Origin of the sequence: Tsukamurella spumae (assembly GCF_012396015.1) — a bacterium.
In the GTDB taxonomy this organism is placed as follows: Bacteria; Actinomycetota; Actinomycetes; order Mycobacteriales; family Mycobacteriaceae; genus Tsukamurella; species Tsukamurella spumae.
Genome location: NZ_JAAXOQ010000006.1, coordinates 146,141 through 172,296, shown reverse-complemented (window position 1 = coordinate 172,296; position 26,156 = coordinate 146,141). Strand labels below are relative to the sequence as shown.

Here is a 26,156-nt window from a genome sequence, read left to right as displayed (position 1 = left end):
GTCCGGCCGGCACGGATGCCCGCCTCTGGATACGATACTAGAACACGTTCTTGTTTTCTGCGCCGAAACGTTACATCAAAGGTCTCGATCCGCCTATCTTGCTGATGTAATCGGTTCCTAGACCGTCCGAGGAGAGCCATGCCCGAAAGCCGCCGCCCCGTCGCCTCCACCGACGTGGACACGTGGGATCTGGAAGCCGATGTGGTGATCGCCGGGTACGGCATCGCCGGCGTCAGCGCAGCCATCGAGGCCGCGCGCGCCGGCGCCGAGGTCCTCGTCCTCGACCGGACGGGAGGCTGGGGCGGCGCCGCCGCGCTCTCGGGCGGATGGATCTATCTCGGCGGCGGTACCCCGCTCCAGCGCTCCCTCGGCTTCGAGGACAGCGCGGAGAACATGGAGACCTTCATGACCGCGTCTCTGGGGCCGGGCGTCGACGGCGACAAGATCCACGCCTACGCGCACGGCAGCCTCGAGCACTACCACTGGCTCACGGACTGCGGCGTGGTGTTCAAGGAGGAGTTCTGGGGCGAGCCGGGTTGGGAGGTGCCGCACGACGAGGGCCTGGGGTACTCCGGTGGCGAGAACGCGGCGCCCTTCAACGCGCTCGCGACGCCCGCACCGCGCGGTCACATCCCGCAGATGGCCGACAAGCGGACGGGCGTACGCGGCGCCGGATACATGCTGATGAAGCCGTTGGTCGAGACCGCGGAGGCGCTCGGCGTCCGGGCCGAGTACGACATCCGGGCCCGAGCCCTGGTCACGGGCCCCGACGGTGCCGTCCACGGCCTCACCGCCCGCCGCTTCGGCAAGGACGTCCACATCCGGGCCCGGCGGGGCGTCGTCCTCGCGACGGGCAGCTTCGCCTACAACGCGGACATGATCGAGACCTACGCGCCGCGCCTCATCGGGCGGCCCGCCGCCGCCATCGAGGAACACGACGGCGCCGGGATCCTCATGGCCCAGGCCGCCGGCGCCGCGCTCGCCCACATGGACGCCACCGAGGTCGCGTTCTTCGGCGACCCGCAGATGATGGCCCGCGGCGTTCTGGTCAACGGGCGGGGCCAGCGCTTCATCGCCGAGGACACCTACGGCGGCAGGATCGGCCAGGCCGTCCTGATCCAGCAGGACAACGCCGCCTACCTGATCATGGACATGGACGCACACGAGGAAGCGCTCGGGACCGAGACCTCGACCCCGTACTTCCGGCAGCCGCCGACCTGGGCGGCGGAGACCGTCGAGGAGCTCGAGTCCGACATGGGCCTGCCCGCCGGGGCGCTGACGGCCACCGTCGACACGTACAACCGGCACGCGGCGGACGGCCGCGATCCCGTCCTGCACAAGAAGGCGCAATGGTTGCGCCCGTTGACCGGCCCCGTGGCCGCGTGGGACATGCGCGGATTCACCGCGGGCTTCACCCTGGGCGGGTTGCGCACGGACGTCGACTCGCGCGTGCTGCACGTCGACGGTGCGCCGATCCCCGGCCTGTACGCCGCCGGGCGCTGCACGTCCGGCGTGTGCGCGGGCGGCTACGCGAGCGGAACCAGCCTCGGGGACGGAAGTTTCTTCGGCCGGCGCGCAGGGGTCTCGGCTGCATCCGGGTAGGTGAGGCTTTGCGACCGCGCCGATCGAATGGGGCCTCGACCACCGCATCGTCGCGATCACAGCCACCCCGTGGTGCGGTATCGCGAAAAGAAGTTCGAGCACCGAACACCCAGTGCCGCATCGTCACTCGCGCCGGGTGCCCCGGGTCGACTCGCGTGTCGCACACTGGGAAGATGTCGGCACGAATGCGACCACTCCTGCCGCGTCCCCACTCCGACGGTGAGGGGCGCGGAGCATGACGCATCGAGTGGACACGTCCGGTTCACGACGCCGCGGCGGGTTCGCCGGCCGGATTCTCGCTCTCGCCGCGGCCGCCACGCTCTGCGTCGCTGCGATCGCCGTCACGTCAGCATGATCAGCGGGCCCCCGACGCCGCCACGGTCGCTGCTCGCACAGTCCGGAACCGCCGAGGCGCCGTCGTCGGCCGCCCGATCCGCGCCCGCCTCCACGAGCCCGAGAACACCGCCGCGCGCCCCCGCCCCGCGGTCCGTGCCGGCACCGTCGACCCCCACGGGAGTGGCGCCACCGCCCACGCGTGCGACCACCGCACCGGCGCCCACCGCACGGGCGAGAACCGCCTCCCCGGTCGGGACCGCACCGCCGCGCGCGACGCGCACGACGACCGGGCCCGCGCGGTGCACACCCGGCTCGCGGTGGGTCTTCCGCCCCAGCACCGGGACCTACGAGCGGATCACGCTCCCCTGCTGAGCGATCACCACCCATCTCTAGATACTGGAACGTGTTCTAGTCTATGCTGCAGTCATAGCGTCTACCTACTGAACATCAGCGCAGGTGGGGCTAGAGAACTTGTTTCAGCAACGAGGAGAGTCGATGACGGCGGAAGCCACCGAGTACGACGTGATCGTGGTGGGCAGCGGCGCAGCGGGGATGGCCGCCGCGCTTAAGGCCGCGGACACCGGGCTCAGCGTCCTGGTCGTGGAGAAGGCGGCGCACTACGGCGGGTCGACTGCTCGCTCCGGCGGCGGCGTCTGGATCCCCGGGAACGAGGCCCTCGTCAAGGCCGGGATCAAGGACACCCCCGACGAGGCCCGCAAGTACCTGCACGCCATCATCGGCGATGTGGTCCCCGCCGAACGGATCGACACCTACATCGACCGCGGCCCCGAGGTGATCGAGATGGTGCACCGGATGAGCCCGCTCGAGCTCACCTGGGTCCCCGGCTACTCCGACTACTACCCGGAGGCGCCCGGCGGGCGCGCCCACGGCCGCTCCTGCGAGCCCAAGCCCTTCGACGGCAAGCAGCTCGGCGAGGAGCTGAAGAACCTCGAGCCCGACTACACCAAGGCCCCCATGAACCTGGTGGTCACGCAGGCCGACTTCAAGTGGCTCAACCTGATCATGCGCCACCCCAAGGGGCCGCTGCGCGCGCTCCGGGTGGCCGGTCGCTACTACGGCGCCCGGATTCGCGGCAAGCACCTGCTCGGCCGCGGACAGGCGCTCGTCGCCGCGCTGCGCGTGGGGCTGCAGCGCGCGAACGTGCCGCTCTGGCTGAACACGCCGCTCGTCTCGATCGAGCAGGACGGCGACCGCGTCACGGGGATCACCGTCGAGCGGAACGGACAGCCGCTGGCACTGACGGCGCGCCGCGGCGTCATCCTCGCGGCCGGCGGCTTCGAGTCCAACGCCGAGATGCGGTCGCAGTACCAGCGCCAGCCCATCGGCACCGAGTGGACCAACGGCGTGCCCGCCAACACCGGAGACGCGATCCGCGCCGGACAGGCGGTCGGCGGCGCTCTGGAGCTCATGGACGACGCCTGGTGGGGCCCGTCGATCCAGCTGCCGAAGATGGCCTGGTTCGCACTCTCCGAGCGGTCTCTGCCCGGCAGCCTCATGGTCAACACCTCCGGCGCGCGGTTCGTCAACGAGTCCGCTCCGTACGTCGAGGCGGTGCACGCCATGTACGGCGGCGAGTACGGCCAGGGCGAGGGACCGGGCGAGAACGTGCCCGCGTGGCTCGTCTTCGATCAGCGCTACCGCAACCGCTACCTGTTCGCGGGCCAGAGCCCGCGGCAGCCTCTGCCCAAGCGCTGGTTCGAGTCCGGCTGCATGGTGCGGGCCCGTACCCTCGCCGAGCTCGCCGAGAAGATGGACGTACCCGCCGAGGCACTGACCGCCACCGTCGAGCGGTTCAACGGATTCGCCCGCGCGGGACGTGACGAGGACTTCCATCGCGGCGAGAGCGCCTACGACCACTACTACGGCGATCCGCGCAACAAGCCGAATCCCAGTCTCGCCGAACTGACCACCGGGCCGTTCTACGCTGCTCGTATGGTTCCCGGCGATCTCGGCACCAAGGGCGGTCTGCGCACCGATGTCGCGGGCCGCGTCCAGCGCGAGGACGGCACCGTCATCAACGGCCTCTACGCCGCCGGCAACACCAGCTCGCCCGTCATGGGCCACACCTACGCCGGCCCCGGCGCCACCATCGGCCCCGCGATGGTCTTCGCGTACCTCGCGGTCGAGGACATGGCCGGTCAGGAATCGACACCCGCGGCGGCAGCCCCCGCCCGCACGGAGGAGGAGATCGCATGAGCAGCACCACCGAGCCCGCGGCCCGGATCATCGACAGCGGCAGCGCACCCACCAGGTACGCCCGCGGCTGGCACTGCATCGGCCTGCTGAAGGACTTCACCGACGGGAAGCCGCACGCCGTAGAGGCTTTCGGTACCAAGCTCGTGGTGTTCGCCGGCGAGGACGGCATCGTCAACGTGCTCGACGGGTACTGCCGGCACATGGGCGGCGACCTGACGCAGGGCACCGTCAAGGGCAACGAGATCGCCTGCCCGTTCCACGACTGGCGTTGGGGTGGCGACGGCAAGTGCAAGGCGATCCCCTACGCCAAGCGCGTCCCGCTGCGCGCCCGCACCCGTACCTGGCCCACGATGATCGAGAACGATCAGCTGTTCGTCTGGCACGACATCGAGAACTCCAAGCCCGGTGCGGAACTCACGATTCCCAAGATCGACGGTGACGTCGATGGACCGGAGTGGTCCAACTGGGTCTGGAACGAGATCGTCATCGAGAACAGCAACTGCCGCGAGATCGTCGACAACGTGGTCGACATGCCGCACTTCTTCTACATCCACTACGGCCTGCCCACGTACTTCAAGAACGTCTTCGACGGGCACATCGCCTCGCAGTACCTGGACACCAAGGGGCGCAACGATGTCAGCGACATCGGGCTCTCCGGCGGCGACGACGTGCTGCTCAAGTCCGAGGCCCACTACTTCGGGCCGTCGTACATGATCAACTACCTGCACAACGACTACAAGGGCTTCCTGATCGAGAACATCCTGATCAACTGCCACTACCCGATCGATCAGCACTCGTTCAAGCTGATGTACGGGGTGAAGGTCAAGAAGCTCCCTGGATTCGACGACGAGAAGTCCGACTACCTGGCCGGCAAGTTCGCCAAGAACGTCGGCCTGGGCTTCCTGCAGGACGTGGAGATCTGGAAGAACAAGACTCGCATCGACAATCCCCTCCTGTGCGAGGAGGACGGCCCCGTCTACCAACTGCGCCGCTGGTACGAGCAGTTCTACGTCGATGCAGCGGACGTCTCCGAGGACATGACGCAGCGCTTCGAGTTCGAGATCGACACCTCCCACGCCGTGGAGGCATGGGAGGCCGAGGTCGCCGGGAACATCGCACGGCAGCAGGCCGAGAAGGCCGCCGCCGACGCGCCCGGCGCAGGGGCCTGATCCACATGCCCCCGACCGTGACGATGTTCGGTGAACCGGTGACGGAACCGTCGACGGTGGCCGACCGCGAGGGCTTCCTCACCGACGGGTACGTCCCGCTCGCGTGCGGGACCTGCGGCGTCGCGGTGCAGGTCAAGAAGAACAGCCGCGAGCAGACGTCGATCCAGTGGCGCGGTTCCGCGCGCGACTGCACGGTGTTCGCCGCCGACGGCGCCGATTCCGCCCTGCGCCCGACGTGCCCGCGACTGATGGAATCGATCGCCCGTGCGGCGAAACTCGGCACGGTGCCCGTGCCGGAAGGCATTCAGGAGGGGACCCCGTAAGTGAGCATCCACCGCCTACTGGTCGCCAAGGTGGTCGCGGAGACGCACGACGCGCACTCCATCGAGTTCGAGGTGCCCGCCGAGCTGGCTCCGACCTTCACCTACAAACCCGGCCAGTTCCTCACACTCCGCGTCCCGAGCGAGCGGACCGGCTCCGTCGCGCGCTGCTACTCGCTGTGCAGCGCGCCGCACGACGACGGTCCGCTGCGCGTCGCCGTCAAGCGCACCGCCGACGGCTACGCCTCGAACTGGTTGTGCGACAACGCGACGCCCGGCATGGAGATCGATGTGCTGGTGCCCGCGGGCATCTTCACCCCGAAATCCGTCGACGTCGACATGCTGTTGTTCGCCGGCGGTAGCGGCATCACGCCGATCATGTCGATCCTGCGCTCGGTGCTCGAGACCGGCACCGGTTCCGTCGCGCTGGTCTACGCCAACCGCGACGCCCAGTCGGTGATCTTCTCCTCGGCGCTGGCCGAGCTCACGCGGACGTACCCGGACCGGCTCGTCGTGATGCACTGGCTCGAATCGGTGCAGGGGCTGCCCAGCGCCGCGAACCTCGCCGCATTGACGGCGCCCTACGCATCCCGCGAGGTCTTCGTGTGCGGCCCCGGGCCGTTCATGGACGCGGTCTCCGAGGCCATGACCTCGCTCGGCAAGGGCCGCCGCGAGGTGCACATCGAGAAGTTCCGCTCCCTGCCACGCAACCCCTTCGAGGTGGAGGCCGCACAGGAGGAGGCGGAGGAGCGGGCCGCGATCGCCGAGGCGGAGGACCTGCCCGTCGACGACTCGGCGGCCGCGGCCACCGGCCCCGCTCCCGCTCCCGCGGACGACGGGGGCACCGTCACCGTCGAACTGGACGGGAAGACCACCGAGCTCGCCTGGCCCGCGGACAAGAAGCTGCTCGACGTGATGCTGGCCGCGGGCCTCGATGCGCCGTACTCGTGCCGCGAGGGCGCCTGCAGCGCGTGCGCGTGCCGCATCGTCGACGGTGCGGTCGAGCTCGCGCACAACGAGGTGCTCGATCAGGAGGACCTCGACGACGGCCTCATCCTGGCGTGCCAGTCGATGCGCCGCAGCGCGGCCGTGCACATCACCTACGAATAGACCCACTGCACAAGGGAGTTCCATGCCCATCGACCCGTCGGTCGCCATCGGAGCCGACCTCGGCTCCGCCGAGTTCTCCTGGAGCACCTCGGATGTCCTGCTCTACCAGCTGGCGCTCGGCGCCGGCGCCGACCCGCTCTCGCCGCGCGAGCTGCGCTACGCGACCGAACAGAGCACCGTCGTGCTCCCCACTTTCGCGACCGTCGCACAGAGCTTCCACGCGACCGAGGCTCCCAAGGTCTCCTTCCCCGGCGTCGAGATCGATCTGGCGAAGGTGGTGCACGGCAGTCAGTCCGTGACCGCGCATCGCGCGCTGCCGACCTCCGGGACCGCGGTCGCCCGCACCCGCATCAGCGACGTGCACGACAAGGGCAAGGCGGCCGTGATCTGGCAGGAGACCGAGGTGGTCGACGACGCCGGTGAACCCCTGTGGACCGCGCGATCGTCCATCTTCGCCCGTGGGGAAGGTGGATTCGGCGGCGAACGCGGACCGTCGGAGAGGATCGAGCTGCCCGAGCGGGATGCCGATGTGACCGTCGACGTGGCGACGCTGCCGCAGCAGGCCCTGCTGTACCGGCTGTGCGGCGACCGCAACCCCCTGCACTCGGATCCCGGATTCGCGAGGGCCGCGGGCTTCGGCGCCCCGATCCTGCACGGGCTGTGCACCTACGGGATCGTCGCCAAGGCCGTGACCGATGCCGTGCTCGACGGCGACGCCTCCGCAGTCGGTTCGTGGTCGGCGAAGTTCGCCGGGATCATGCTTCCGGGCGAGACGCTGCGGGTGCGGATCTGGCACGACGGGGATCGGCACCTGGTGACCGCGGAGTCGGTGGAGCGCGCCGCCCCCGTGCTCGCGGACGCGGTGTTCACCGCGCGCTGAGCCCGCCGGCAGCCGTTGCGGACGAGGGGCAACCGCCGGACGCGCACCTTCCCTGTGGAATGTGTTGCGGTTGACGAGTCATGCGCGCGACGCATACCTAGAAATGCGCAGGTCGGGACTGTTTTCAACTGCGCGGGTATGCGTTTCTCGCATACCTCGCGGTCGTCGCGGTGTAGCCGGCCCGCGGGGTGCGACGGGCTCGGCACCGTCCCCGCAGCCATACCGGACCGCAGTCCACCGATCCGTTCGTGCTATTCATAGCGCTGCAACGCTATGACGAGGTGGAAGCGATAGCGGGGAGTTCAGGCGGGGCGGGCCGTGGCCATGGCGCGGTCGACCTCCCAGAACGCCCGCAGCGCAACGATCTTGCCCGCGTCGTCGACCTTGTAGGTGAACACACCCTCGGCGTCGATGACGTGCCCGCCGATCACGGTGCGGATGAGGCCAGTGAAGGCCACCTCGTTCCCGCAGGCGAAGCCGTCGCCGAAGAGGAACTCCAGGGACTCGGCCACGCCGATCGTCTTGTCGTAGAAGGCCGCGATCTCCTCGCGGCCGTGGTGCCCCTTGCCCTCGGGGTCGAATCCGGAGGGGCCCACCGGATCCTCGACGACCCCGTCGGCGGCGAACAGGTCCAGCCACTCCTGCTTGCGGTGGCCGCTGGCCGCCGCCTGGGAGGCGCGTCCGGCGAGGACGGCGGGATGATCGTCTTTCATGAGGCCTCCTAGAACTTGCTGATCACGGAATCGGCGTAGCGCCGCAGGTGGTCGATCTTGGGCTGGAGCGGCTCGGTGTCGGGGCCCACCTGGTACGGCAGGCGGAAGCCGACGATGACATCGGTGACGCCCTTGTCCTCCAGTCCCTTGATGCCGTCGACGGTGTAGGCGTCCAGCGAGATCACATGGATCTCGAACTCCTTCTTGTCGTGCTCGGCGCGCAGTTCGTCGATCCGGGCGAGCATCCGGTCGAGCTCCTCGCCGTCGCCACCGGCGTGCATCCACCCGTCACACAGGCGCACGGCGCGACGCAGGGCTGCATCCGCGTGACCGCCCACCAGGATCGGCAGGGGCTCCGTGGGCACGGGGGCGATCTTGATCGACGGGATGTCGAAGAACTCGCCGTGGTACTCGAAGTACTCACCTGTCGAGAGCCCCTTGATGATCTCGATGCACTCGTCCATGCGCTTACCCCGGCGCTCGAACGGGACGCCCATGATCTCGAAGTCCTCGGGCCACGGACTGATCCCGACGCCGAGTGAGAACCGATTCCCACTCATCGCCGCCAACGAGGCCGCCTGCTTGGCGACCAGCACCGGCGGGCGGATCGGCAGCTTGAGCACGAAGGGCGTGAACCGGAGGGACCTCGTGGACGCCGCGAGCGCGGAGGCCAGCACGAAGGTCTCGATGAACTCCTTGCCGTCGAGGAACTCCCGGCTCCCGTCGGGCGTGTACGGGTACGTCGAGTCCGAGACCTCGGGGTACGCGATGCTGTCGGCCACGCACATGCTGTGATAGCCGGCCTCCTCGGCCGCCTGTGCGAGCGGCACGTAGTACGACGGGTCCGTCATCGCCTCGGCGTACGTGAATCGCATGGTCACCCTTTCGTCGATCCGCTTGCGGGCGTTCGCCCCACTTGCTAAAAATAGAACACGTTTCACCGTTTGTACGCGGTATCGAGATCAGGAGTGCGCGTGGACTTCCGTCCGGACGAGAACCAGGTGGCTGTCGCCGGCCTCGCAGCCGACGTGCTCGGCCACGCCGCCGCACGCCGCACCGACGGCACAGCTCACCCCGAGGAGGCCTGGCGGGACACCTGGGCCGACCTCGCCACGGCGGATCTGCTCGGACTCCCCGCGCCCGAGGACCTCGGCGGTGCCGGCCTGGGCGCCGAGGAGGTGGCCGCCGTGCTCACCGAGGGCGGGCGGCTCGCGATCGGCGCGCCCCTGCTCGCGGGACTCGCGCTCGGCGTCCTGCCCGTCGCCGCGCACGGCACCCCCGAGCAACGCGCGACATTGCTGCCCGGTGCCCTGACCGGGGACGTGCTCGTCGTGGGCGCTCTCGGCGAGGCCGGTGACGCCGTCCCCACCGCACCGTCGACGCGCGCCGTCCGCACCGCGAGCGGGTGGGCGTTGACGGGGCGCAAGGTCGCGGTCGGCTACGCGCAACACGCCGCGCACCTGCTCGTGAGCGCGGCCACCGACGACGGCGCCGCGATCTTCCTGGTGCCCGCGTCCGCACCCGGCGTCACCGTCGCTCCGAGCCCCACCTCGACGGGGGCGCCCGAGGGCACCGTCGACCTCGCCGGCGTGGAAGTGCCCACCGAGGCGGTGCTGGGCGCCTCCACGGACGGCACCGTCGCGCAGGCCGTGCGGGAGTGCGGCCTGACGGGCGCGGCCGCCATCGCCGACGGTGCGCTCGCCGGGGCCCTGGCGCTCACCGTCGACCACCTGCGCAAGCGGGAGCAGTTCGGGCGGCCGCTGGGCGCCTTCCAGGCCGTGGCGCAGCAGATCGCGGACGTCTACATCGCCTCCCGCACGCTGCACCTCGCCGCCGCCTCCGCCGCGTGGCGCGTGGGCACCGGATCCCCCGCCGACGAGGCCAGTGCGCTCGCCGCGCACTGGCTGGCGACGGAGGCACCGTCGGCCGTGCGGACCTGCCACCACCTGCACGGCGGGATCGGGGTCGATGTCACGTACCCGCTGCACCGGTTCTACTCGACCATCAAGGACCTGACCCGGTTCGTGGGCGGCGGCCCGCAGACGGTACGCGCGCTCGCCGCGGCGGACCGCGACGACGCCACCGGCCCCGACGAGTCCGGGCGGTTCCTGGCACTGACCACCGCGCAGCGGGCGCTGCAGGCGGAGCTGCGCGACTACTTCTCCGCCCTCATGACGCCCGCGGAGCGCACCGAGATGCTCGTGCAGCGGCACGGCGAGGTGTTCCGGGACGTGGTACGGCGCATGGGCCGCGACGACCGGCTCGGCGTGGGCTGGCCGACGGAGTTCGGCGGCAAGGGTTTCGGACCGATCGAGCAGTACCTGTTCGTCAACGAGGCCTCCCGCGCCGACGTGCAGCTGCCGTCTGTGACGCTGCAGACCGTCGGGCCGACGCTGCAGGCCTTCGGGACCGAGGAGCAGAAGGCGCGATTCCTACCCAAGATCCTCTCGGGCGAGGTTCATTTCGCCATCGGCTACACCGAGCCCGAGGCGGGCACCGACCTCGCGTCGATCCGCACCACGGCCGTCCGCGACGGCGACCACTACGTGGTCAACGGCCAGAAGATCTTCACCACCGGCGGCCACGACGCCGACTACGTGTGGATCGCGGTCCGCACCGACCCGGATGCCCCCAAGCACAAGGGCATCTCGATCCTCATCCTCGACACCTCCGATCCCGGATACAGCTGGACGCCGATCATCACGGCGGACGGCGCACACCACGTGAACGCCACCTACTACAACGACGTCCGGGTGCCCGCGGACATGCTGGTCGGCGTCGAGAACGAGGGGTGGAAGCTGATCACCACCCAGCTCAATCACGAGCGGGTCATGCTCGGCCCGTCCGGCCGGATCGGCGCGCTGTACGACCGCGTGGACGCCTGGGCCCACGAGAAGGAGCTGTTGGGCGACCCCGACGTCTCCGCGGCGCTGGCGCGGGTGCGCGCGGCGGAACTCATCAACGAGCTGCTGAACTGGCAGGTCGCGGCCGCCGAGGCGGGCGGGCCCGTCGATGTCGCGGACGCCTCGGCCACCAAGGTCTTCGGCTCCGACCGGATCCAGGGCCTCACGGCGCTGCTGGAGGAGACCGTCGGGACGCACGGCGACCCGTCCGATCCCGCGACCGCGGAGCTGCTGCGCTGGCTCGATGTGCAGGCCAAGCGGCACCTGGTGCTGACCTTCGGCGGCGGCGTCAACGAGATCCAGCGCGAACTCATCGCCCTCATGGGCCTGCAGCTGCCGCGGGTGCCCCGATGAGCGGGGCGGCGGGCGTCCCCGTCACGCCCGGCTCCGACCCGACCACGGCCGCCGTCCTCGCCGCCGCGGAACGGATCCGCGCCCTCGGCGACTCCGCGCCGCGAGCGGGCCGCGACCCGGTGAACCAGCCCATGATCAACAACTGGATCGAGGCGATCGGCGACGCCAACCCGCTGTACTCGGACACCGAGTTCGCGAACAACTCGGTGTTCGGCGGGCCGGTGGCACCGCCCGCCATGGCGCAAGTGTGGTCCATGCGGGGGCTGCACGGCGAGCGCGCCGGCGACGATCCGCTGGGCCTGATGACCGAGGCCCTCGACGAGCTCGGGTTCACCTCGGTCGTCGCCACCAACTCGGATCAGACCTACCACCGGCACCTGCGGCCCGGTGAGGAGATCACCGCGTCGTCGCGCCTCGAGGACGTGGTGGGCCCCAAGAAGACCGGGCTCGGCGAGGGCTGGTTCTTCACGACCCGAACGCTGTGGCGGGTCGGCGACGAGGTGGTCGCCGAGATGGTCTTCCGGATCCTCAAGTTCCGGCCGCCGTCCGCCGACGCCGCCCCGGAGGAGGCCTCCGCACCCACCGCGGGGCCGAGCGGGCGCATCGTCGATGCCTCGGGCTACGCGGGTGGCGTTCTGCGGCCCGTGATCTCACGCGATACGGCGTTCTACTGGGAGGGCGCGAAGCTCGGCGAGCTGCGGATCCAGCGCTGGGGACAGACACTGCGGCATCCGCCGGGGCCGATGGACCCGGGCGGCGACCTCTCGCTCGTCCCCGACCACGTCGTCTCCACCGGCACCGGCACCGTCTTCAGTTTCGTGGTGCACCACCACCCCAAGGTCCCCGGCAAGCGGCTGCCCTTCGTGGTGGCACTGGTGGAGCTCGACGAGGGCGTGCGCGTGCTGGGCGAGCTGATCGACGTCGATCCCGGCAGTGTCGATATCGGCATGCCCGTGCAGGCTGTGTTTCTGCGAGTCGATGATGATCTCACCCTGCCCGCCTGGGAGGCACGATGACGTACCCCACCACCCTGCGCGCGGACGCGGTCACCGTCGGGACCGCGCTGCCGCCCATGACGATCCACGCGAGCACCACCTTCGTGGCGACCACCGCCATCGCGACTCGCGACTTCCAGGACGTGCACCACGATCGCGATGCGGCGATCGCCCGCGGCAGCAAGGACGTCTTCGTCAACATTCTCACCGACAACGGCCTGGTCCAGAAGTACGTGACCGACTGGGCGGGCCCGGAGGCCTTCGTGCGGAACATCTCCATCCGGCTCGGCGCACCCTGCTACGCCGGCGACACCCTCGCGTTCTCGGGCACGGTCACACAGGTCGACGGTGCCGCCGTCACCGTCGCCGTGACGGCGAAAGACAGCCTGGGCGACCATATCTCCGGCACCGCGACCGTGGTGCTGCCGGCATGAGCGGGCTGAGCGGCCGGGCCGCCATCGCCGGCATCGGTGCCACCGAGTTCTCCAAGGACTCCGGCCGCAGCGAGCTGCGCCTGGCGGTGGAATGCGTGCGTGCGGCGCTCGACGACGCGGGCCTGACCCCGCAGGACGTCGACGGACTGGTGACCTTCACGATGGACACGAACTCGGAGATCGCCGTGGCGCGCGAGCTGCGGATCCCTGAGCTGAAGTTCTTCAGCCGCATCAACTTCGGCGGCGGGGCCGCGGCCGCGACCGTGCAGCAGGCGGCGATGGCCGTCGCCACCGGCGTGGCCGAGGTGGTGGTGGCCTACCGGGCCTTCAACGAGCGCTCCGGTCACCGGTTCGGGCAGGTGTCCAATGCCGCTGCGCAGCAGGTGAACACCAACGGCATCGACAACGCCTTCCACTACCCCGCCGGGATCGCCACGCCCGCGGCCACCGTCGCCATGGCCGCGCGCCGCTACATGCACGACTTCGGCGCCACGAGTGAGGACTTCGGCCGCGTGGCGGTCCTGGACCGTGCCCGGGCCGCGACCAACCCGCGGGCCTGGTTCCACGGGAAGCCGATCACCCTCGACCAGCACCAGGCATCGAAGTTCGTCGCCGAGCCGCTCCACCTCCTCGATTGCTGCCAGGAGTCCGACGGCGGTGTCGCGCTGGTGATCACGAGCGCGGAGCGCGCCCGCGACCTGCAGCGCACCCCGGCCCTCATCGCCGCCGCCGCCCAGGGCAGCGGACCCGACCAGTACGTGATGACCAGCTACTACCGTGACGGGCTCACCGGCCTGCCCGAGATGGGCGTCGTGGCCGGCCAGCTGTGGGCGCAGGCGGGGATGGCACCGTCGGACATGGACCTGGCGGTCCTCTACGACCACTTCACCCCCTACGTACTCATGCAGCTCGAGGAGCTCGGCTTCTGCGGGCGGGGGGAGGCACCGTCGTACCTGGCGGCCGGCACCTGCGAGCTCGACGGGGCCCTGCCCCTCAACCCCCACGGCGGGCAGCTGGGCGAGGCGTACATCCACGGCATGAACAGCATCGCCGAGGCGGTGCGCCAGCTCCGCGGGACCGCCGCCAATCAGATCGCCGGAGCGGAGCGGGCCGTGGTGACCGCCGGGACCGGAGTTCCGACCAGCGGTTTGGTGCTGAGTAAGGTTTGAGGGATGAGTGAGCCGGATTCGGACAAGGTGGACCTGCGGAGCGAGATCCCGCGATTCAAGCCAGCGACCCCGCCGCCCGCGTTCGGCGAGTTCGTCGAAACCATGCGCCGACTACAGGACCTCGCGGTGTGCATCGATGCGCCCGCCGAGGTCTACGCGGACGCCCGGGACCGCGCAGCGGAACTGGTCGAGCTGTTGACGCCGTTCGAGGCCCGCGAGGGCAAGGGACCCGCGAACCGGTCCATGCTGCTCCCCGGGCGCGGCAGCCTGCTGATGCCGCCGTTCACGGTCGAGAAGTTCGACGAGGAGTCGGTCGTGGCCCGCGGCGTGCTGCGCCGTTACCACCTGGGCGGCGGCGGGGTGGCGCACGGCGGCGTGCTGCCGCTGATCTTCGACGACAACTTCGGCAACGTGGTGTTCGCCGCGAAGCGGCCGATCAGTCGCACTGCGTACCTGCACGTCAACTACCGCAAGGTGACCCCGCTCGATGTCCCGCTGGTGATCGAGGGCAAGGTCGATCGGGTGGACGGGCGCAAGACCTTCATCACCGCGCGGCTCACCGAGGAGGACGGGACGCTGCTGGCCGACGGCGAGGGCCTGATGGTGCAGTTGCTCCCCGGCCAGCCCTGAGGCCCGCCGGGGAGCGGATCGCGCGCCCGGGCCGCGCGCCCTACTTCTTGCCGCCCAGCGCCCCGTCGATGCTGCTCACGTCGCTGATGACCCAGTTCTGCTTGGTGTCGATCGTCAGCGCGTAGGTGGTGACGGACGGGATCCCCTGAGGCCGCTGGGTGCTCTTGGTGACGACATTGACGAAGACATTGACCACCATGATCTCGTCCTTGTCGGAGACGACGATGGCGCCGAGCGGAGTGGCGGTGGACTGCCACTGCAGCGGTACGTACACCTGCTCCAAGTCCGTGGAAGCGGTCTTGAGGGTGTTCGCCAGCTCCGGCGTCGTGTTCGCCACCAGCGCGGTGCGCCAGGGATCGAGGTTCTGGTAGTCGACCGTGGCAGCGCCGATCGCGTACTTGACCGCCACGTCCTTGGCGTGCGCGTTCCGGTCGTCGGTACGGGTGATCGACGCGAGCTGCCCACGCGCGTCGTCGCGGGCGGACGACGCCGAGAGCCACAGGAATCCGAAGGCGGTCGCGGCGACGGCGAGGACGACGACGATCGCCGCCAGGCCGAGCATGAGCGGCGTGACCACGATGCCCCGGGACTTCTTCTCCGGCTCCGCGGACGGCTCGTCCTCCGCAGCCCTCTTGGTGACCTTCGGCGTCACCGGCGCGGTCGGCGCATCGGCCTCGTCCGCCGCGTCGTCGATAGTCCCGTCCGAATCCGGTTTCGTTGCCGCCATGGTGCTACCCCTCTCCGCGGCGCCGTCCTCGAATGCCCAGGCAGGACAGCTCGGCGCTCACGGTATCGTGGGCAGAACTGTAACACGTTCCAGTTTTACTCGGAGCGATTCGCAGACGATTCCCGGAGCCTGACGTCACGCCGGCGCAACGGCCCGCACGCTACCCGGCACGGGACTGACGCGCGGCCGGATCGTCGAACACCGCCGTCGACTGCGCTGCGGCGATCCGCCAGACCCCGCCCTCCTTGGACAGCACGTAGAGCGGCGCGGACTCGAGCTGCGGCGCACCGTCGGACCCGAGGGGCCGCACCCGGACGCTCACCGCGGCCACGTCCGGGCGGATGAACAGGATGCGCTCGACCCGGTAGTGCGCCCCTCCCTGCCCGCCGGAACCACGGACGGTCCGGGCGAGGAAGCCGTCGATCGCGGCCCTGCCGTGCAGGCGGCGGCCGTGCGCGGTGGTCCAGACCGCGTCGTCGCGGAAGAGGGAACGCACTCGAGGCACGCTGCCCTCGCGTTGCGATTCGAGCACCTCGGAGACGAACTCCACGATCGCGGTGGCGTCGGCGGGAGTGCCGTCGCCGAGGATGTCGGGGAGGTCGCGGAAGCGGTCGTCAGCCATGCCTCCAGGCTCGCTTATCAACCCCGGTTCAGGTCAAGCTTCGATTCAGCGCGATTCGAGGGGATGCGCATTCACGCGCCGGCGATGCGGTCGGACGGGACCTTGACGGCGGCGACGTCAAAGTGATATCACTTAATTAAGTGATATCAGAATAAGGAGGGGTGATGACAGGCATCGTTCAACCCGAGGACACCCAGGTGACCGTCACGGAGCGCGCCGCGTGGCATGCGGGCGCCGGCGCCGCGGTGGCGGCGTTCGTCGGTTTTCTCGCGCTCGTCGCAGGCGCCGTCGGACTGGTGATCCTGTCCATCTCGGCGAAGACGCCGGCGCTGATCGTCGGCGCGGTCGTGCTGGCGATCGCCGCACTGCTGGTGGCCAGCATGGTCGTGGTCGTCGCACCCGGGCACACCCTGGTGGTGCAGCTGTTCGGCAAGTACGTGGGAACCGTGCGCACCCAGGGCCTCGGCCTCGTTCTACCGCTGACGACACGGCAGCGAGTCTCGGTGCGGGTACACAACTTCGAGACCGCCGAGCTCAAGGTGAACGACTCCACCGGCAACCCGGTGAACATCGCGTCGATCATCGTCTGGCAGGTCGCGGACACGGCACGGGCCACCTTCGCCGTGGAGGACTACGAGGAATTCATCGCCTCGCAGGCCGAGTCCGCGCTGCGGCACGTGACCACCAGCCATCCCTACGACGCCGACGAGGCGGTGGTGGACGCGACATCGCTGCGCGGATCCACCGACCAGGTGGCCGCCGAATTGGCCGAACAGGTCGCCGCGCGCGTCGAACTCGCCGGGCTCGAGATCCTCGAGACGCGCATCTCCTCGCTCGCCTACGCCCCGGAGATCGCGCAGGCCATGCTGCAGCGACAGCAGGCCTCCGCCCTGCTCGCGGCGCGCGAGAAGATCGTCGAGGGCGCCGTCGGCATCGTCGAGAACGCGCTCACCCGGCTCGAGGAGAACGGCACCGTCGAACTCGACGACGAGCGCCGGGCCGCGATGGTCTCCAACCTGCTGGTGGTGTTGTGCTCCGACAGTCGCACCACGCCGGTGGTGAACACGGGGAGCCTGTACAGCTAGTGGACGCACCGGAGGCGGGAAAGGAGCGGGGCCGCAAGGCGGTCCCGCTCCGGATCGATCCCGCGGTGTACCAGGCGCTGGCGAAATGGGCCGCGGACGATCTGCGCAGCGTCAACGCGCAGATCGAGTTCCTGCTGCGTCGCGCGCTCGACGATGCCGGACGCATGCCCACGAAGGCACGACCGATGCGCGGTCCAGGACGCCCGCCTGCAAACCCTGACCAGCGCTCATAGTCTTTGCCGCGCCGATAAGGATAGCGTAACCTTCTCTCTCGCGATCCTCGCGTGACGGAAGGAACCGAAGACCCATGAAGCTCTCCCTGGCGCGCGTGACGCTCGCCGCCTTCACGATCGGCGCGCTCACCGCGTGCGGCAGCGGCACACCGTCGGACACGGCGGCCGGCAGCAGCGCGGCCGCCGGCGGATTCCCGCGGACCGTCGAACACGCGATGGGCACGACGACCATCCCGAGCCAGCCCCAGCGCGTGGCGGCCCTGGACGCCTCCTTCACCGACGCGACGCTGATGCTGGACACGAAGGTCGTCGCGTTCACGGAGTACAACACCCTCGGCAGCACACTGCCCGACTACCTCGGCGCGTCCGCGACGAATTACGGCGCGGAGGCGGTGAGCGTCGGGAAGCTCGCGACGCCGTCGCTCGAGAAGGTCATCGCCACCAAGCCCGACTTGATCGTGAGCGCAAAGGTGCGGCACGGCAAGGAGTATCCGCAGCTCTCCGGCATCGCGCCGACGGTCTTCAGCGAGACCACCGGCCCGACGTGGAAGGACAACATCCGGCTGCTCGCGAAGGCCCTCGGCAAGGAGACGCTCGCCGAGCAGCGCCTCGCCGAGTACGAGGCGCAGGCCCGGGCGGTGGGCTCCGCCGTGAAGGCGAAGGCCGGTCCGGACACCACCATCTCCGTGGTGCGCTTCATCGACGGCCCGACCCGCCTGTACGCGAAGAAGTCCTTCTCCGGCATCGTGCTGCAGGACGCGGGCCTCGCACGACCCGCCTCGCAGAACATCGACGACTTCATGACCGAGATCAGCGCCGAGCGGATTCCGTCCGCGGACGGCACGAAGATCTTCGTGACCACCAACGGGAACAAGGGATCCGAATCCCTGAACACCTTCCGCCAGAACCCGCTGTGGGCGCCGCTGGCACCGCGGGTCGCAGAGGTCAAGGATTCCGAGTGGATGAGCGCAGTGAGCGTGCAGGGCGCGTACCGCATCCTCGCCGACATCGCGAAGGCCTTCGACGTGCCGGGGCCCGTGGTTCCGGCGTGGATCTCGGGGAAGTAGCCCGGTCGGTCGGGATCTTCGACGACCTTCCGTAGACATCCTGCGGGAGCAGATGCTGGCACGACGGCCCAGCTGAGCGGTGCATTTGGTGGTCGACGGGGCGGTCAGTACACTTGGTCCTCGGTCCAGCATCCGTGCAGGACCACGCCGCCTTAGCTCAGTCGGTAGAGCGCTTCACTCGTAATGAAAAGGTCGCGAGTTCGATTCTCGCAGGCGGCTCAATCAGGCCAGGTCAGATACACTTTCTGACCTGGCCCCTGTCGTATCCGCACCCTCTACGGAACGAATACGGGTCGAAAACTCATCGAGGGCACCTTGAGTCCGATACCACGACGGCGCGATCGCCGTAGTGACGGCGGGATAGGGGCCCGGCGGGGCTGAGGCTCGACTGTAGGAAACGTCAGTCCATCCCCCGCTTGCCCGGTGTCCAGAACGGTTTGGTGACGATGCTGCGCCGGTTCCAGCCGCGCTCGCGCACCAGGAAGGTGCGCACCATCTGGATCGTTCGAGCCTCGCCCGCGAGGTATGCAGCACCACCGTCAGCGTCAGGTAGGTCCAGGGCGGCGACCGCATCGACCAGGTCGTTGCTCGAGGCCGCGGAACGACCGTCACGCGTGACGCGCGTCAGTTCTCGCGGTAGTTCGATGTGGTCGCCGACAGCGTCCGCCTGGTGGACGCCGACGACCGGCACCTTCGGGCCGATCGCGCGCAGCAGCGAGCCGAATCCGGGCGCCGCCGTCTCCTCTCCAGCGAACAGGTGCCAGGTGGCGTCGGGCCGGATCTTCAGTCCGCTCGTATCGCGGAAGAACACCGCGTAATCGCCCGCCTTCACCGCTCTCAGCCACTGGAGACCCGGGCCGTCGGGCGATTTCCGGTCGTGGACGACGACGTCGAGCCACCCCTGCACCGGGTCGCTGTCCCAGATGCTGTAGCACCGCAGTGTCACGATCGATGACATCCGCACACGAATGTGGGCCCCGACGTTCCATTCGTAGCCGACGAGTTTCGGCCCCTCCATCCGAACGCGCGTGGAGGTCGGAGTGAGGCGCTCGATTTCGGTGACGTGGCCGCCGCTGAGCAGCATTCGCCCGAGATCGAATCGCGAACCGGTATGGGCGGTGGTCATTGATCATCCCCTTAGAAGTTAGGTTTACCTAATGCTAAGGTGTCCCGAATGCGCATAGTGGACCATCAATACCCCGAAACGGCCATTGGCGGCGGCGCCTCGCCGATCCTGAGCATCGCGCACGGGATGGTCTCGTCGGCGATGGACCTACCGGCCGCCCACTCTCATCCCGAGGCATTTGCTCATGGGGACGGCCACGGCGACGGCCATGGTGACGGCCGGCGGGCGCGATTGGCTGGTGCCTCCGGGATACGGCCTGTGGATCCCGGGCAACATCGAGCACTCGGGCGAGATACTGCGGCGGGGTGAGGGATTCGTACTCGTCTTCGCAGCCGATCGCTCCCCGGTCGACTGGCAGGAGCCGACCGGCGTGATCGTCGGTCCGCTGCTGCGTGAGCTCATCGGTCATCTGCAGCAGGCCGAGCACGACGATCCGACACGACCGGCCGCCGAGAGCCTGCTGCTCACACTGCTCCGGCCCGCACCGTCGCATGACCTTCGACTCGTCATGCCCACCGATCCGCGGATCCGGCCGATCGCCGAACACCTCGTCGCCGACCCGGCCGACGACCGCGGCGTCGAAGCATGGGCCGACGAGGTACACGTCGGCCCGCGCACCGTGTCCCGGTTGTTCGCCGCCGAGACGGGTTTGCCCTTCGGTCAGTGGCGTACCCATGCGCGCGTCCATGCAGCCATCGGCCTGCTCGCCGGCGGCGCCCCGGTCGGGACTGTCGCCCGCGCGGTCGGCTACCGCAAGACCAGCGCGTTCATCACCGCCTTCAGGCGGGTGACCGGCCACACGCCCGGCACCTACCGGGACGTGAAGCGACCGGGAGCCGCATCGATCACGTCGCGATAGCGACCCGCCGACCTCGACTAGCGGATCAGCCGCGGGATCAGGCGGACGAAGAGCACCATGACCACCAGCTCGACGAGGGTCTGCGTCACCACCACCAGCGGCGCCAGAGCGTACGCGGCGGGCAGCGCGAGGACCAGCGGCAGGATCACCAGCGAGTTCCGCGTGACACCACTGAAGACCACGCTGCGGCGGCTCGGCACATCGAGCCCGGCGAGCCGGCCCGCTGCCGCGCCCACGGGTGTCATCACCGCCGCGAACAGCACGTACACCGGGATCGTGAGCAGCAGCGACGCCAGCTGATCACGCACGCCCGCGATCTGCGAGGCCACCACGACGGCCAACGTCAGCACCATGACCGGCACCATCGACCCCGCCACGACCGACGCCACCGTCGCGCCCCATCGGGTCCGGTCCGCCGCCCACTGCGTCGCCCCCGCGAGCAGCAGCGGCACCACGATCACCCACACGAAGGCCTCCGCGAACGGCCCGTACTCGACGGTCCGCACAAGATCCCCACCGACGAACAGCCACAGGTACAGCGGCAGCAGCAGCATCTGCAGCAGCATGAGCAGCGGCGCGGACGCGAGCAGCCGGTCCTTCGCACCGCCCGCGAGGCCGCTGAACACGATCACGTAGTCGACGCACGGCGTGAGCAGCACGAACAGCACGCCCACGAGCAGCACCCGGTCGTGCGCGACGATCCGCGACAGCAGCAGCGCCACGACCGGCGCCGCCACGAAGTTCACCGCCAGCACGGTGCCGAGGAAGCGCACGTCCCGCAGCGCCTCCCCCATCCGCGCGAACGGGATGCCGAGGAAGGTGGCGTACAGCAGGAGCGCGAGCACCGGGTTGATGACGGCCTCGGCGGGGCCCGCCACCGTCGGGACGACGAGGCCGAGGACGGCTCCGAGAACCAGCCCGGCGAGGTACAACGCGACCTGGTGCTGTTCCATCCGATCGACCAGTGTCCGAATTCCCGTCACGCGCACACCCTAGTTCAACCGCCGGTCAGTAGGGTTCCCACCATGGGTGCGCCGACGGAACAGAACTGGCCCGAGCCCTCGGACCGGGTGAAGGATCTGATCCGCCGCGCCGCGGAGTTCGCGAGCAACGCCCCCGACGAATGGGTGACCGCGCTGCAGGATGCGACGCTGTCCGGCGTCATCCTCGCGCCGATCGCCGCCGATCCGACACTCGCTGAGCTGGTGCGGAACTCCGACACCGCGGTGATGCTGCACTGGGCGGCACACAACCTCGCCCACCCGGGCCGCCGGGTGCCGCCGAACATCGACTCCGCGGACGCTCTCGCCGTCGCTCGGGACCTGGTCCGACGGGGCCTCGACCTGCACGGGATCGACACCTACCGCAAGGGGCTCAACACGGCGTGGACGCTGTGGATGCAGGTCTGCTTCGAACTCACCGACGACCCCGCCGAACTGCGGGAACTGCTCGCCATCACCTGGGCGTCGATGTCGGCCTATGTCGACGACACCATCGACGCCATCACGATCCGGATGGCCGGCGAACGCGAGCAGCTCACGACCGGGACCAACGCGGACCGTCTGGCTGCGGTCTCGCTGATCCTCGAGGGCGCGCCGATCACCCGGTCGCGCGCCGAGCAACAGCTGGGCTACCGGCTCACCGGCCCGCACACCGCCGCGGTCATCTGGACCACCGGCACCGTCGGCGACCTCGACGCCGCCGCCCACGCCCTCGCTCGGCACGCCGACGTGACCCGGCCGCTCACCGTCGTCGCGAGCGCGTCGGCGCTGTGGCTCTGGCTCCCGGGCACCGTCGTCCCGAACTCCGCGGACCTGGCCCGCGAACTATCCGACCACCCCGAGGTCCGCGTCGCGATCGGTCGGCCGGGCGACGACCTCGAGGGATTCCGCCGCAGCCACCTGGACGCGGCAACGGCGCAGCGCGTGATGACCCGCTTGCGGACCCGTCGCCGAGTGGCCGGATACGACGACATCGCGCTGATCTCGCTGGTCACGAGCGACACCGGGAAGGCCGACGAGTTCGTCCGGGACACCCTGGGCGACCTCCTGACCGCCGACCAGGAGACCCGCGAGACCGTGGCCGCGTACGTCGAGGAACAGTTCAACACCTCCCGCACCGCGGAGCGGCTCTACGCCCACCGAAACACGGTGATCCGGCGCCTGGCCAGGGCGGACGAGCTGCTTCCCCGCCCGCTGGCGGACAACCCGACGGGCGTGGCCGTGGCGCTGGACGTGCTGCGCTGGCTCGGCCCCGACGGCCCGGCGTGACGATCTGCACCAACCGGCGGGACAACCCGGTGCAATCTGTGCTGGCTGCGAGGGGCCGCCGAGCGAGAGAGTGAGTCATCGGTTCTATCACGGAGCCCTCGGACCAGGAGCAACACGCATGACGAGCACCACCCCCGAACACCTCGACATCATCGTGATCGGCGCCGGCATCTCCGGCATCGGCGCCGGGCACTACATCACCACCGAGCTGCCGTCGAAGTCCTTCGCGATCCTCGAGGGCCGGTCGACCTTCGGCGGCACCTGGGACCTGTTCAAGTACCCCGGCATCCGCTCCGACTCGGATCTGCACACCTTCGGCTACGAGTTCAAGCCGTGGGAGTCGAAGGACTCGATCGCCGACGCGCACAAGATCCTCGACTACCTGCACGAGACCATGGAGGAGAACGACCTCCTCGACAAGGTCCGCTACGACCACAAGGTGGTTTCCGCCGATTGGTCGAGCGAGGACGGCCGCTGGACGCTGCAGATCGATCACGCCGGCGAGCGGCGCGTGCTGACCGCGGGCTGGATCCTCGCGGGCACCGGCTACTACGACTACGACGAGGGCTTCACCCCCGAGTTCGCCGGCCGAGACACCTTCCAGGGGCAGATCGTCCACCCGCAGTTCTGGCCGGAGGACCTGGACTACACCGGCAAGAAGGTCGTCGTGATCGGCTCCGGCGCGACCGCGGTGACCCTGGTCCCGTCGCTGCTCACGGGCGACAAGCGCGCCGCGCACGTGACGATGCTGCAGCGCACGCCGACCTACATCATGCCGGTCCCGAAGCAGGACCCGCTGACGAATCTGTTCCACCGCGCCTTCGGCCACAAGATCGGCCACGAGCTCTCACGCAAGCGCTTCATCTGGCAACAGCGCGGCGTGTACGTCTTCGCGCAGCGCTTCCCCGACCTCGCCCGCAAGATCATCCGCAACGAGAATGCCAAGCGACTGCCCGAGGGCTACCCGGTGGACGTGCACTTCAACCCGCCGTACAACCCGTGGGACCAGCGTCTGTGCGCCGTTCCCGACGGGGACCTGTTCAAGGCCATCCGCAGCGGCGACGCCGCCGTCGCGACCGACAAGATCGCCACCTTCGACGAGACCGGCATCGAGCTGGCCGGCGGCGAGCACCTCGACGCCGACATCATCGTCACCGCGACCGGCCTGAAGCTGAAGCTGCTGGGCGGGGTGACCCTGTCGGTCGACGGCCGCGATGTCGACGTTCCGAACGCCGTCATCCACCGCGGCGCGATGCTCTCGGGCGTCCCGAACGCCGCCCTCGCCATCGGCTACACGAACTCGTCGTGGACGCTCAAAGTCGGGATGCTGTGGAAGTACATCACCAAGCTGATCACGGAGATGGACTCGAAGGGCCTCGACACCGCCGTCGCGGTCGCCGACCCCGACATGCCGACCCGCCCCGCCCTCGACTTCGAGGCCGGCTACGTCCAGCGCGCGCTGAGCGAGCTGCCCCGCCAGGGCGAGGCCGACGACTGGCGCATGTCCATGAGCTACTTCGAGGACGCCAAGCGCCTGAGCAAGGAGCTCTCCTTCGGCGAGGAGTCGGGCCTGCGGCTGAGCTCCAGCAGCCGCGCCAAGGTCACCGTCTGACCTGGGACGATCCCGTTCCCGCCCGTCTACCGCTACCGTTGACTCGGTGCGGTCGACGGGCGGTCGCGTTGTAGGGGAGTGGATGGACGAGCAGCAGGTCGCGGGATATCGCGTGGTCCGCAAACTCGGCGGCGGCGGCATGGGCGAGGTGTACCTCGTCCAGCATCCGCGCCTCCCCCGGCAGGACGCCCTCAAGCTGCTGCACACGTCCGTGAGCAGCAACCCGCAGTACAAGGCGCGGTTCGAGCGCGAGGCGTATGTCCTCGCCCAGCTCAACCACCGCAACATCATCCACCTCTACGACCGCGGCGAGGTCGACGGCCGGCTCTGGATCACGATGGAGTACGTCGCCGGGCCGGACACCGCGCAGATGCTCGCCCAGCGCGGGCCGATGCCCCTGCCGCTCGCCATCGACATCGCCGACGGTGCCGGGGCGGCCCTGGACTACGCCTACCGGCAGGCCCGGATCACCCACCGCGATGTCAAGCCCGCCAACATCCTCGTGGCCTTCGACGCCGACGGTGCGCCGCAGGTCAAGCTCGCCGACTTCGGCATCGCGAAAGCCGCCGGAGAGGCCGTCGGTGTCACCTCGACCGGCATCACGGTCGGCACCATGTCCTACATGTCGCCGGAGGCCTTCGACAACAAGAACCTCGACAACCGGGCCGACCTCTACTCCCTCGGCTGCACGGTGTTCGAGCTGCTCACGGGCGCACCGCCGTTCCCTGGGGACTCCCCCGCGGCCGTCATCGCCGCGCACCTGAACCAGCCCGCACCGAAGATCACCACCCGCAACACCGCGCTGCCGAGCCATCTCGACGCCGTCTTCCGCAAGGCCCTCGCCAAGCGCCCCGAGGACCGGTACGCCACCTGCGCCGAGTTCGTCGCCGGGCTCCGCGGGGAGGTTCCGTCCGCGCCGTCCGGGACCGCACCGCAGCGGGTGCCGGCAGGTACGGCCGGGCAGCCGGTGCCCGCCCAGACCGGCGCCTACGCCGGTCCCGGCACCGCGCCGTACCCGGGACCGTCGACGGGGCAGTACGTTCCGACCGGCGAGTACCCGGGGCCGCACACCGCGGCCCAGCCCGCACCCACCCGCGCCGAGCAGCTCGCCGCCTCGGCCCGGCAGCAGGAGCCGCTCACGCCCGCACCCGCCAAGCCCCGCAAGTGGGGCCGCGCGGTCGCCGCGCTGGTGGCCGTGGTGATCGTCGCGCTGGCAGCCGGCGTGTTCTACGTGGTGGACCGCCCCGGGAGCGGGTCCGGCGGGGGCGGTTCGACGGTGACCGCCTCCTCCGTGAAGCAGGTCTACTTCCAGGGCGGCGCGGAGAAGTCGTCGAGCGCCGACAACGTGCTCACGGGCGACAAGCCCTCGTGGCGCACGGACTACTACTTCTCGGGGCCGGGCTTCGGCGGCCTCAAGCAGGGCACCGGCCTGCTCATCACGCTGGACAAGGCGGTATCGATCACGGGCGGCACCATCACCTCGCCGAGCGCGGGGTCGACGGTGGAGATCCGGATCGCCGACTCGGCGTCGCCGGGGTCGGTGGATGCGACGACCAAGGTCTGGGACGGAACCCTCGCGGACGGCGACACGACCTTCTCGGCGAGCGGCGCACCGTCGAGCAGGTACGTGCTCGTGTGGATCACCGGGCTGGTGAAGGTCGACAACGGCCAGTGGTCGACGACCCTGGCGCAGGTCAGGCTCCGCGGCAAGTAGCGGGGCGGC

Annotated in this window: 25 protein-coding genes and 1 tRNA gene; 19 read left to right on the top strand and 7 right to left on the bottom strand. The window is 69.7% G+C overall.

Going from position 1 to position 26,156, the window contains the following annotated elements:
• Positions 1–138 precede the first annotated feature (138 nt).
• Positions 139–1,602: an FAD-dependent oxidoreductase gene (locus HF999_RS06595; protein ID WP_168545093.1), complete on the top strand. Its 1,464-nt coding sequence runs from the start codon at positions 139–141 to the stop codon at positions 1,600–1,602.
• 341 nt (positions 1,603–1,943) lie between these two features.
• Here the strand turns inward: HF999_RS06595 and HF999_RS06590 are convergent, their stop codons facing one another.
• Positions 1,944–2,276 (bottom strand): hypothetical protein, encoded by a 333-nt coding sequence (locus tag HF999_RS06590; protein ID WP_168545092.1) that lies wholly within the window; start codon positions 2,274–2,276, stop codon positions 1,944–1,946.
• Between the two features lie 157 nt (positions 2,277–2,433).
• Between HF999_RS06590 and kstD the strand changes: the two genes are divergently transcribed.
• The 5 genes from kstD to chsH3 are packed head-to-tail and all read left to right on the top strand — an operon-like array spanning position 2,434 to position 7,634.
• Positions 2,434–4,155, top strand: coding sequence for a 3-oxosteroid 1-dehydrogenase (gene kstD / locus HF999_RS06585; RefSeq protein WP_168545091.1), 1,722 nt, complete (start codon positions 2,434–2,436; stop codon positions 4,153–4,155).
• A complete protein-coding gene (locus HF999_RS06580; protein ID WP_168545090.1) occupies positions 4,152–5,324 on the top strand; it encodes a 3-ketosteroid-9-alpha-monooxygenase, oxygenase component in 1,173 nt (390 codons plus the stop codon). Before kstD ends, HF999_RS06580 begins: the two co-directional genes overlap by 4 nt.
• 38 nt (positions 5,325–5,362) lie before the next feature.
• The gene (locus HF999_RS06575) at positions 5,363–5,647 is read left to right on the top strand and encodes a hypothetical protein (RefSeq protein WP_210733519.1); all 285 of its coding nucleotides are present in this window, start codon (positions 5,363–5,365) and stop codon (positions 5,645–5,647) included.
• Positions 5,648–6,754 carry a ferredoxin--NADP reductase gene (locus HF999_RS06570; protein WP_168545089.1) on the top strand — a complete coding sequence of 369 codons (1,107 nt, stop codon included), beginning with the start codon at positions 5,648–5,650 and terminating at the stop codon, positions 6,752–6,754.
• Between the two features lie 22 nt (positions 6,755–6,776).
• On the top strand, positions 6,777–7,634 hold the full coding sequence (chsH3, locus tag HF999_RS06565; RefSeq protein WP_168545088.1) for an enoyl-CoA hydratase ChsH3: 858 nt from the start codon (positions 6,777–6,779) through the stop codon (positions 7,632–7,634).
• Between the two features lie 302 nt (positions 7,635–7,936).
• Here the strand turns inward: chsH3 and HF999_RS06560 are convergent, their stop codons facing one another.
• Together HF999_RS06560 and HF999_RS06555 are read right to left on the bottom strand one after the other, a co-directional pair.
• Positions 7,937–8,347 carry a nuclear transport factor 2 family protein gene (locus tag HF999_RS06560; protein WP_168545087.1) on the bottom strand — a complete coding sequence of 137 codons (411 nt, stop codon included), beginning with the start codon at positions 8,345–8,347 and terminating at the stop codon, positions 7,937–7,939.
• An 8-nt stretch (positions 8,348–8,355) separates the two neighbouring features.
• Positions 8,356–9,222, bottom strand: coding sequence for a TIGR03619 family F420-dependent LLM class oxidoreductase (locus HF999_RS06555; protein ID WP_168545086.1), 867 nt, complete (start codon positions 9,220–9,222; stop codon positions 8,356–8,358).
• Between the two features lie 99 nt (positions 9,223–9,321).
• Between HF999_RS06555 and HF999_RS06550 the strand changes: the two genes are divergently transcribed.
• Genes HF999_RS06550 through HF999_RS06530 form a run of 5 tightly spaced genes read left to right on the top strand, consistent with a single transcriptional unit; the run spans position 9,322 to position 14,832 of the window.
• The gene (locus HF999_RS06550; RefSeq protein WP_168545085.1) at positions 9,322–11,604 is read left to right on the top strand and encodes an acyl-CoA dehydrogenase family protein; all 2,283 of its coding nucleotides are present in this window, start codon (positions 9,322–9,324) and stop codon (positions 11,602–11,604) included.
• Entirely contained in the window at positions 11,601–12,620 is a 1,020-nt protein-coding gene (locus tag HF999_RS06545; RefSeq protein WP_168545084.1) for a bifunctional MaoC family dehydratase N-terminal/OB-fold nucleic acid binding domain-containing protein, read from the top strand. The genes HF999_RS06550 and HF999_RS06545 overlap by 4 nt, the downstream gene beginning before the upstream one ends.
• The gene (locus tag HF999_RS06540; RefSeq protein WP_168545083.1) at positions 12,617–13,033 is read left to right on the top strand and encodes a MaoC family dehydratase; all 417 of its coding nucleotides are present in this window, start codon (positions 12,617–12,619) and stop codon (positions 13,031–13,033) included. The genes HF999_RS06545 and HF999_RS06540 overlap by 4 nt, the downstream gene beginning before the upstream one ends.
• The gene (locus HF999_RS06535; RefSeq protein ID WP_168545082.1) at positions 13,030–14,202 is read left to right on the top strand and encodes a lipid-transfer protein; all 1,173 of its coding nucleotides are present in this window, start codon (positions 13,030–13,032) and stop codon (positions 14,200–14,202) included. The genes HF999_RS06540 and HF999_RS06535 overlap by 4 nt, the downstream gene beginning before the upstream one ends.
• A gap of 3 nt (positions 14,203–14,205) precedes the next feature.
• Positions 14,206–14,832 carry a PaaI family thioesterase gene (locus HF999_RS06530; protein ID WP_168545081.1) on the top strand — a complete coding sequence of 209 codons (627 nt, stop codon included), beginning with the start codon at positions 14,206–14,208 and terminating at the stop codon, positions 14,830–14,832.
• Between the two features lie 40 nt (positions 14,833–14,872).
• Here HF999_RS06530 and HF999_RS06525 read toward each other — a convergent pair whose 3' ends face one another.
• Positions 14,873–15,559 carry a hypothetical protein gene (locus HF999_RS06525; protein ID WP_168545080.1) on the bottom strand — a complete coding sequence of 229 codons (687 nt, stop codon included), beginning with the start codon at positions 15,557–15,559 and terminating at the stop codon, positions 14,873–14,875.
• A gap of 160 nt (positions 15,560–15,719) precedes the next feature.
• Positions 15,720–16,181 (bottom strand): SgcJ/EcaC family oxidoreductase, encoded by a 462-nt coding sequence (locus HF999_RS06520; protein WP_168545079.1) that lies wholly within the window; start codon positions 16,179–16,181, stop codon positions 15,720–15,722.
• 164 nt (positions 16,182–16,345) lie between these two features.
• On the opposite strand from HF999_RS06520, the gene HF999_RS06515 reads away from it, so the two are divergent.
• The 4 genes from HF999_RS06515 (at position 16,346) to HF999_RS06500 (ending at position 18,785) form a co-directional block, all read left to right on the top strand.
• A complete protein-coding gene (locus tag HF999_RS06515; protein WP_168545078.1) occupies positions 16,346–17,266 on the top strand; it encodes an SPFH domain-containing protein in 921 nt (306 codons plus the stop codon).
• A complete protein-coding gene (locus tag HF999_RS06510) occupies positions 17,266–17,499 on the top strand; it encodes a type II toxin-antitoxin system antitoxin (protein ID WP_168545077.1) in 234 nt (77 codons plus the stop codon). Before HF999_RS06515 ends, HF999_RS06510 begins: the two co-directional genes overlap by 1 nt.
• A 74-nt stretch (positions 17,500–17,573) precedes the next feature.
• Positions 17,574–18,566 (top strand): ABC transporter substrate-binding protein, encoded by a 993-nt coding sequence (locus HF999_RS06505; protein WP_168545076.1) that lies wholly within the window; start codon positions 17,574–17,576, stop codon positions 18,564–18,566.
• 146 nt (positions 18,567–18,712) lie between these two features.
• A tRNA-Thr gene (locus HF999_RS06500) sits at positions 18,713–18,785 on the top strand.
• A 181-nt stretch (positions 18,786–18,966) separates the two neighbouring features.
• Here HF999_RS06500 and HF999_RS06495 read toward each other — a convergent pair.
• The gene (locus tag HF999_RS06495; protein WP_246207381.1) at positions 18,967–19,692 is read right to left on the bottom strand and encodes a siderophore-interacting protein; all 726 of its coding nucleotides are present in this window, start codon (positions 19,690–19,692) and stop codon (positions 18,967–18,969) included.
• 184 nt (positions 19,693–19,876) lie between these two features.
• On the opposite strand from HF999_RS06495, the gene HF999_RS06490 reads away from it, so the two are divergent.
• On the top strand, positions 19,877–20,551 hold the full coding sequence (locus tag HF999_RS06490) for a helix-turn-helix transcriptional regulator (protein ID WP_246207379.1): 675 nt from the start codon (positions 19,877–19,879) through the stop codon (positions 20,549–20,551).
• Positions 20,552–20,568: 17 nt separating this feature from the next.
• Here the strand turns inward: HF999_RS06490 and HF999_RS06485 are convergent, their stop codons facing one another.
• Complete coding sequence (locus tag HF999_RS06485) at positions 20,569–21,534, bottom strand: arsenic resistance protein (protein WP_312854046.1); 966 nt, start codon at positions 21,532–21,534, stop codon at positions 20,569–20,571.
• Positions 21,535–21,576: 42 nt separating this feature from the next.
• On the opposite strand from HF999_RS06485, the gene HF999_RS06480 reads away from it, so the two are divergent.
• The 3 genes from HF999_RS06480 (at position 21,577) to HF999_RS22445 (ending at position 26,147) form a co-directional block, all read left to right on the top strand.
• Positions 21,577–22,821 (top strand): PucR family transcriptional regulator, encoded by a 1,245-nt coding sequence (locus HF999_RS06480; protein WP_168545075.1) that lies wholly within the window; start codon positions 21,577–21,579, stop codon positions 22,819–22,821.
• A gap of 118 nt (positions 22,822–22,939) precedes the next feature.
• Positions 22,940–24,433 carry a flavin-containing monooxygenase gene (locus tag HF999_RS06475; RefSeq protein ID WP_168545074.1) on the top strand — a complete coding sequence of 498 codons (1,494 nt, stop codon included), beginning with the start codon at positions 22,940–22,942 and terminating at the stop codon, positions 24,431–24,433.
• A gap of 82 nt (positions 24,434–24,515) precedes the next feature.
• The gene (locus tag HF999_RS22445; RefSeq protein ID WP_246207378.1) at positions 24,516–26,147 is read left to right on the top strand and encodes a serine/threonine-protein kinase; all 1,632 of its coding nucleotides are present in this window, start codon (positions 24,516–24,518) and stop codon (positions 26,145–26,147) included.
• Positions 26,148–26,156: the final 9 nt, after the last annotated feature.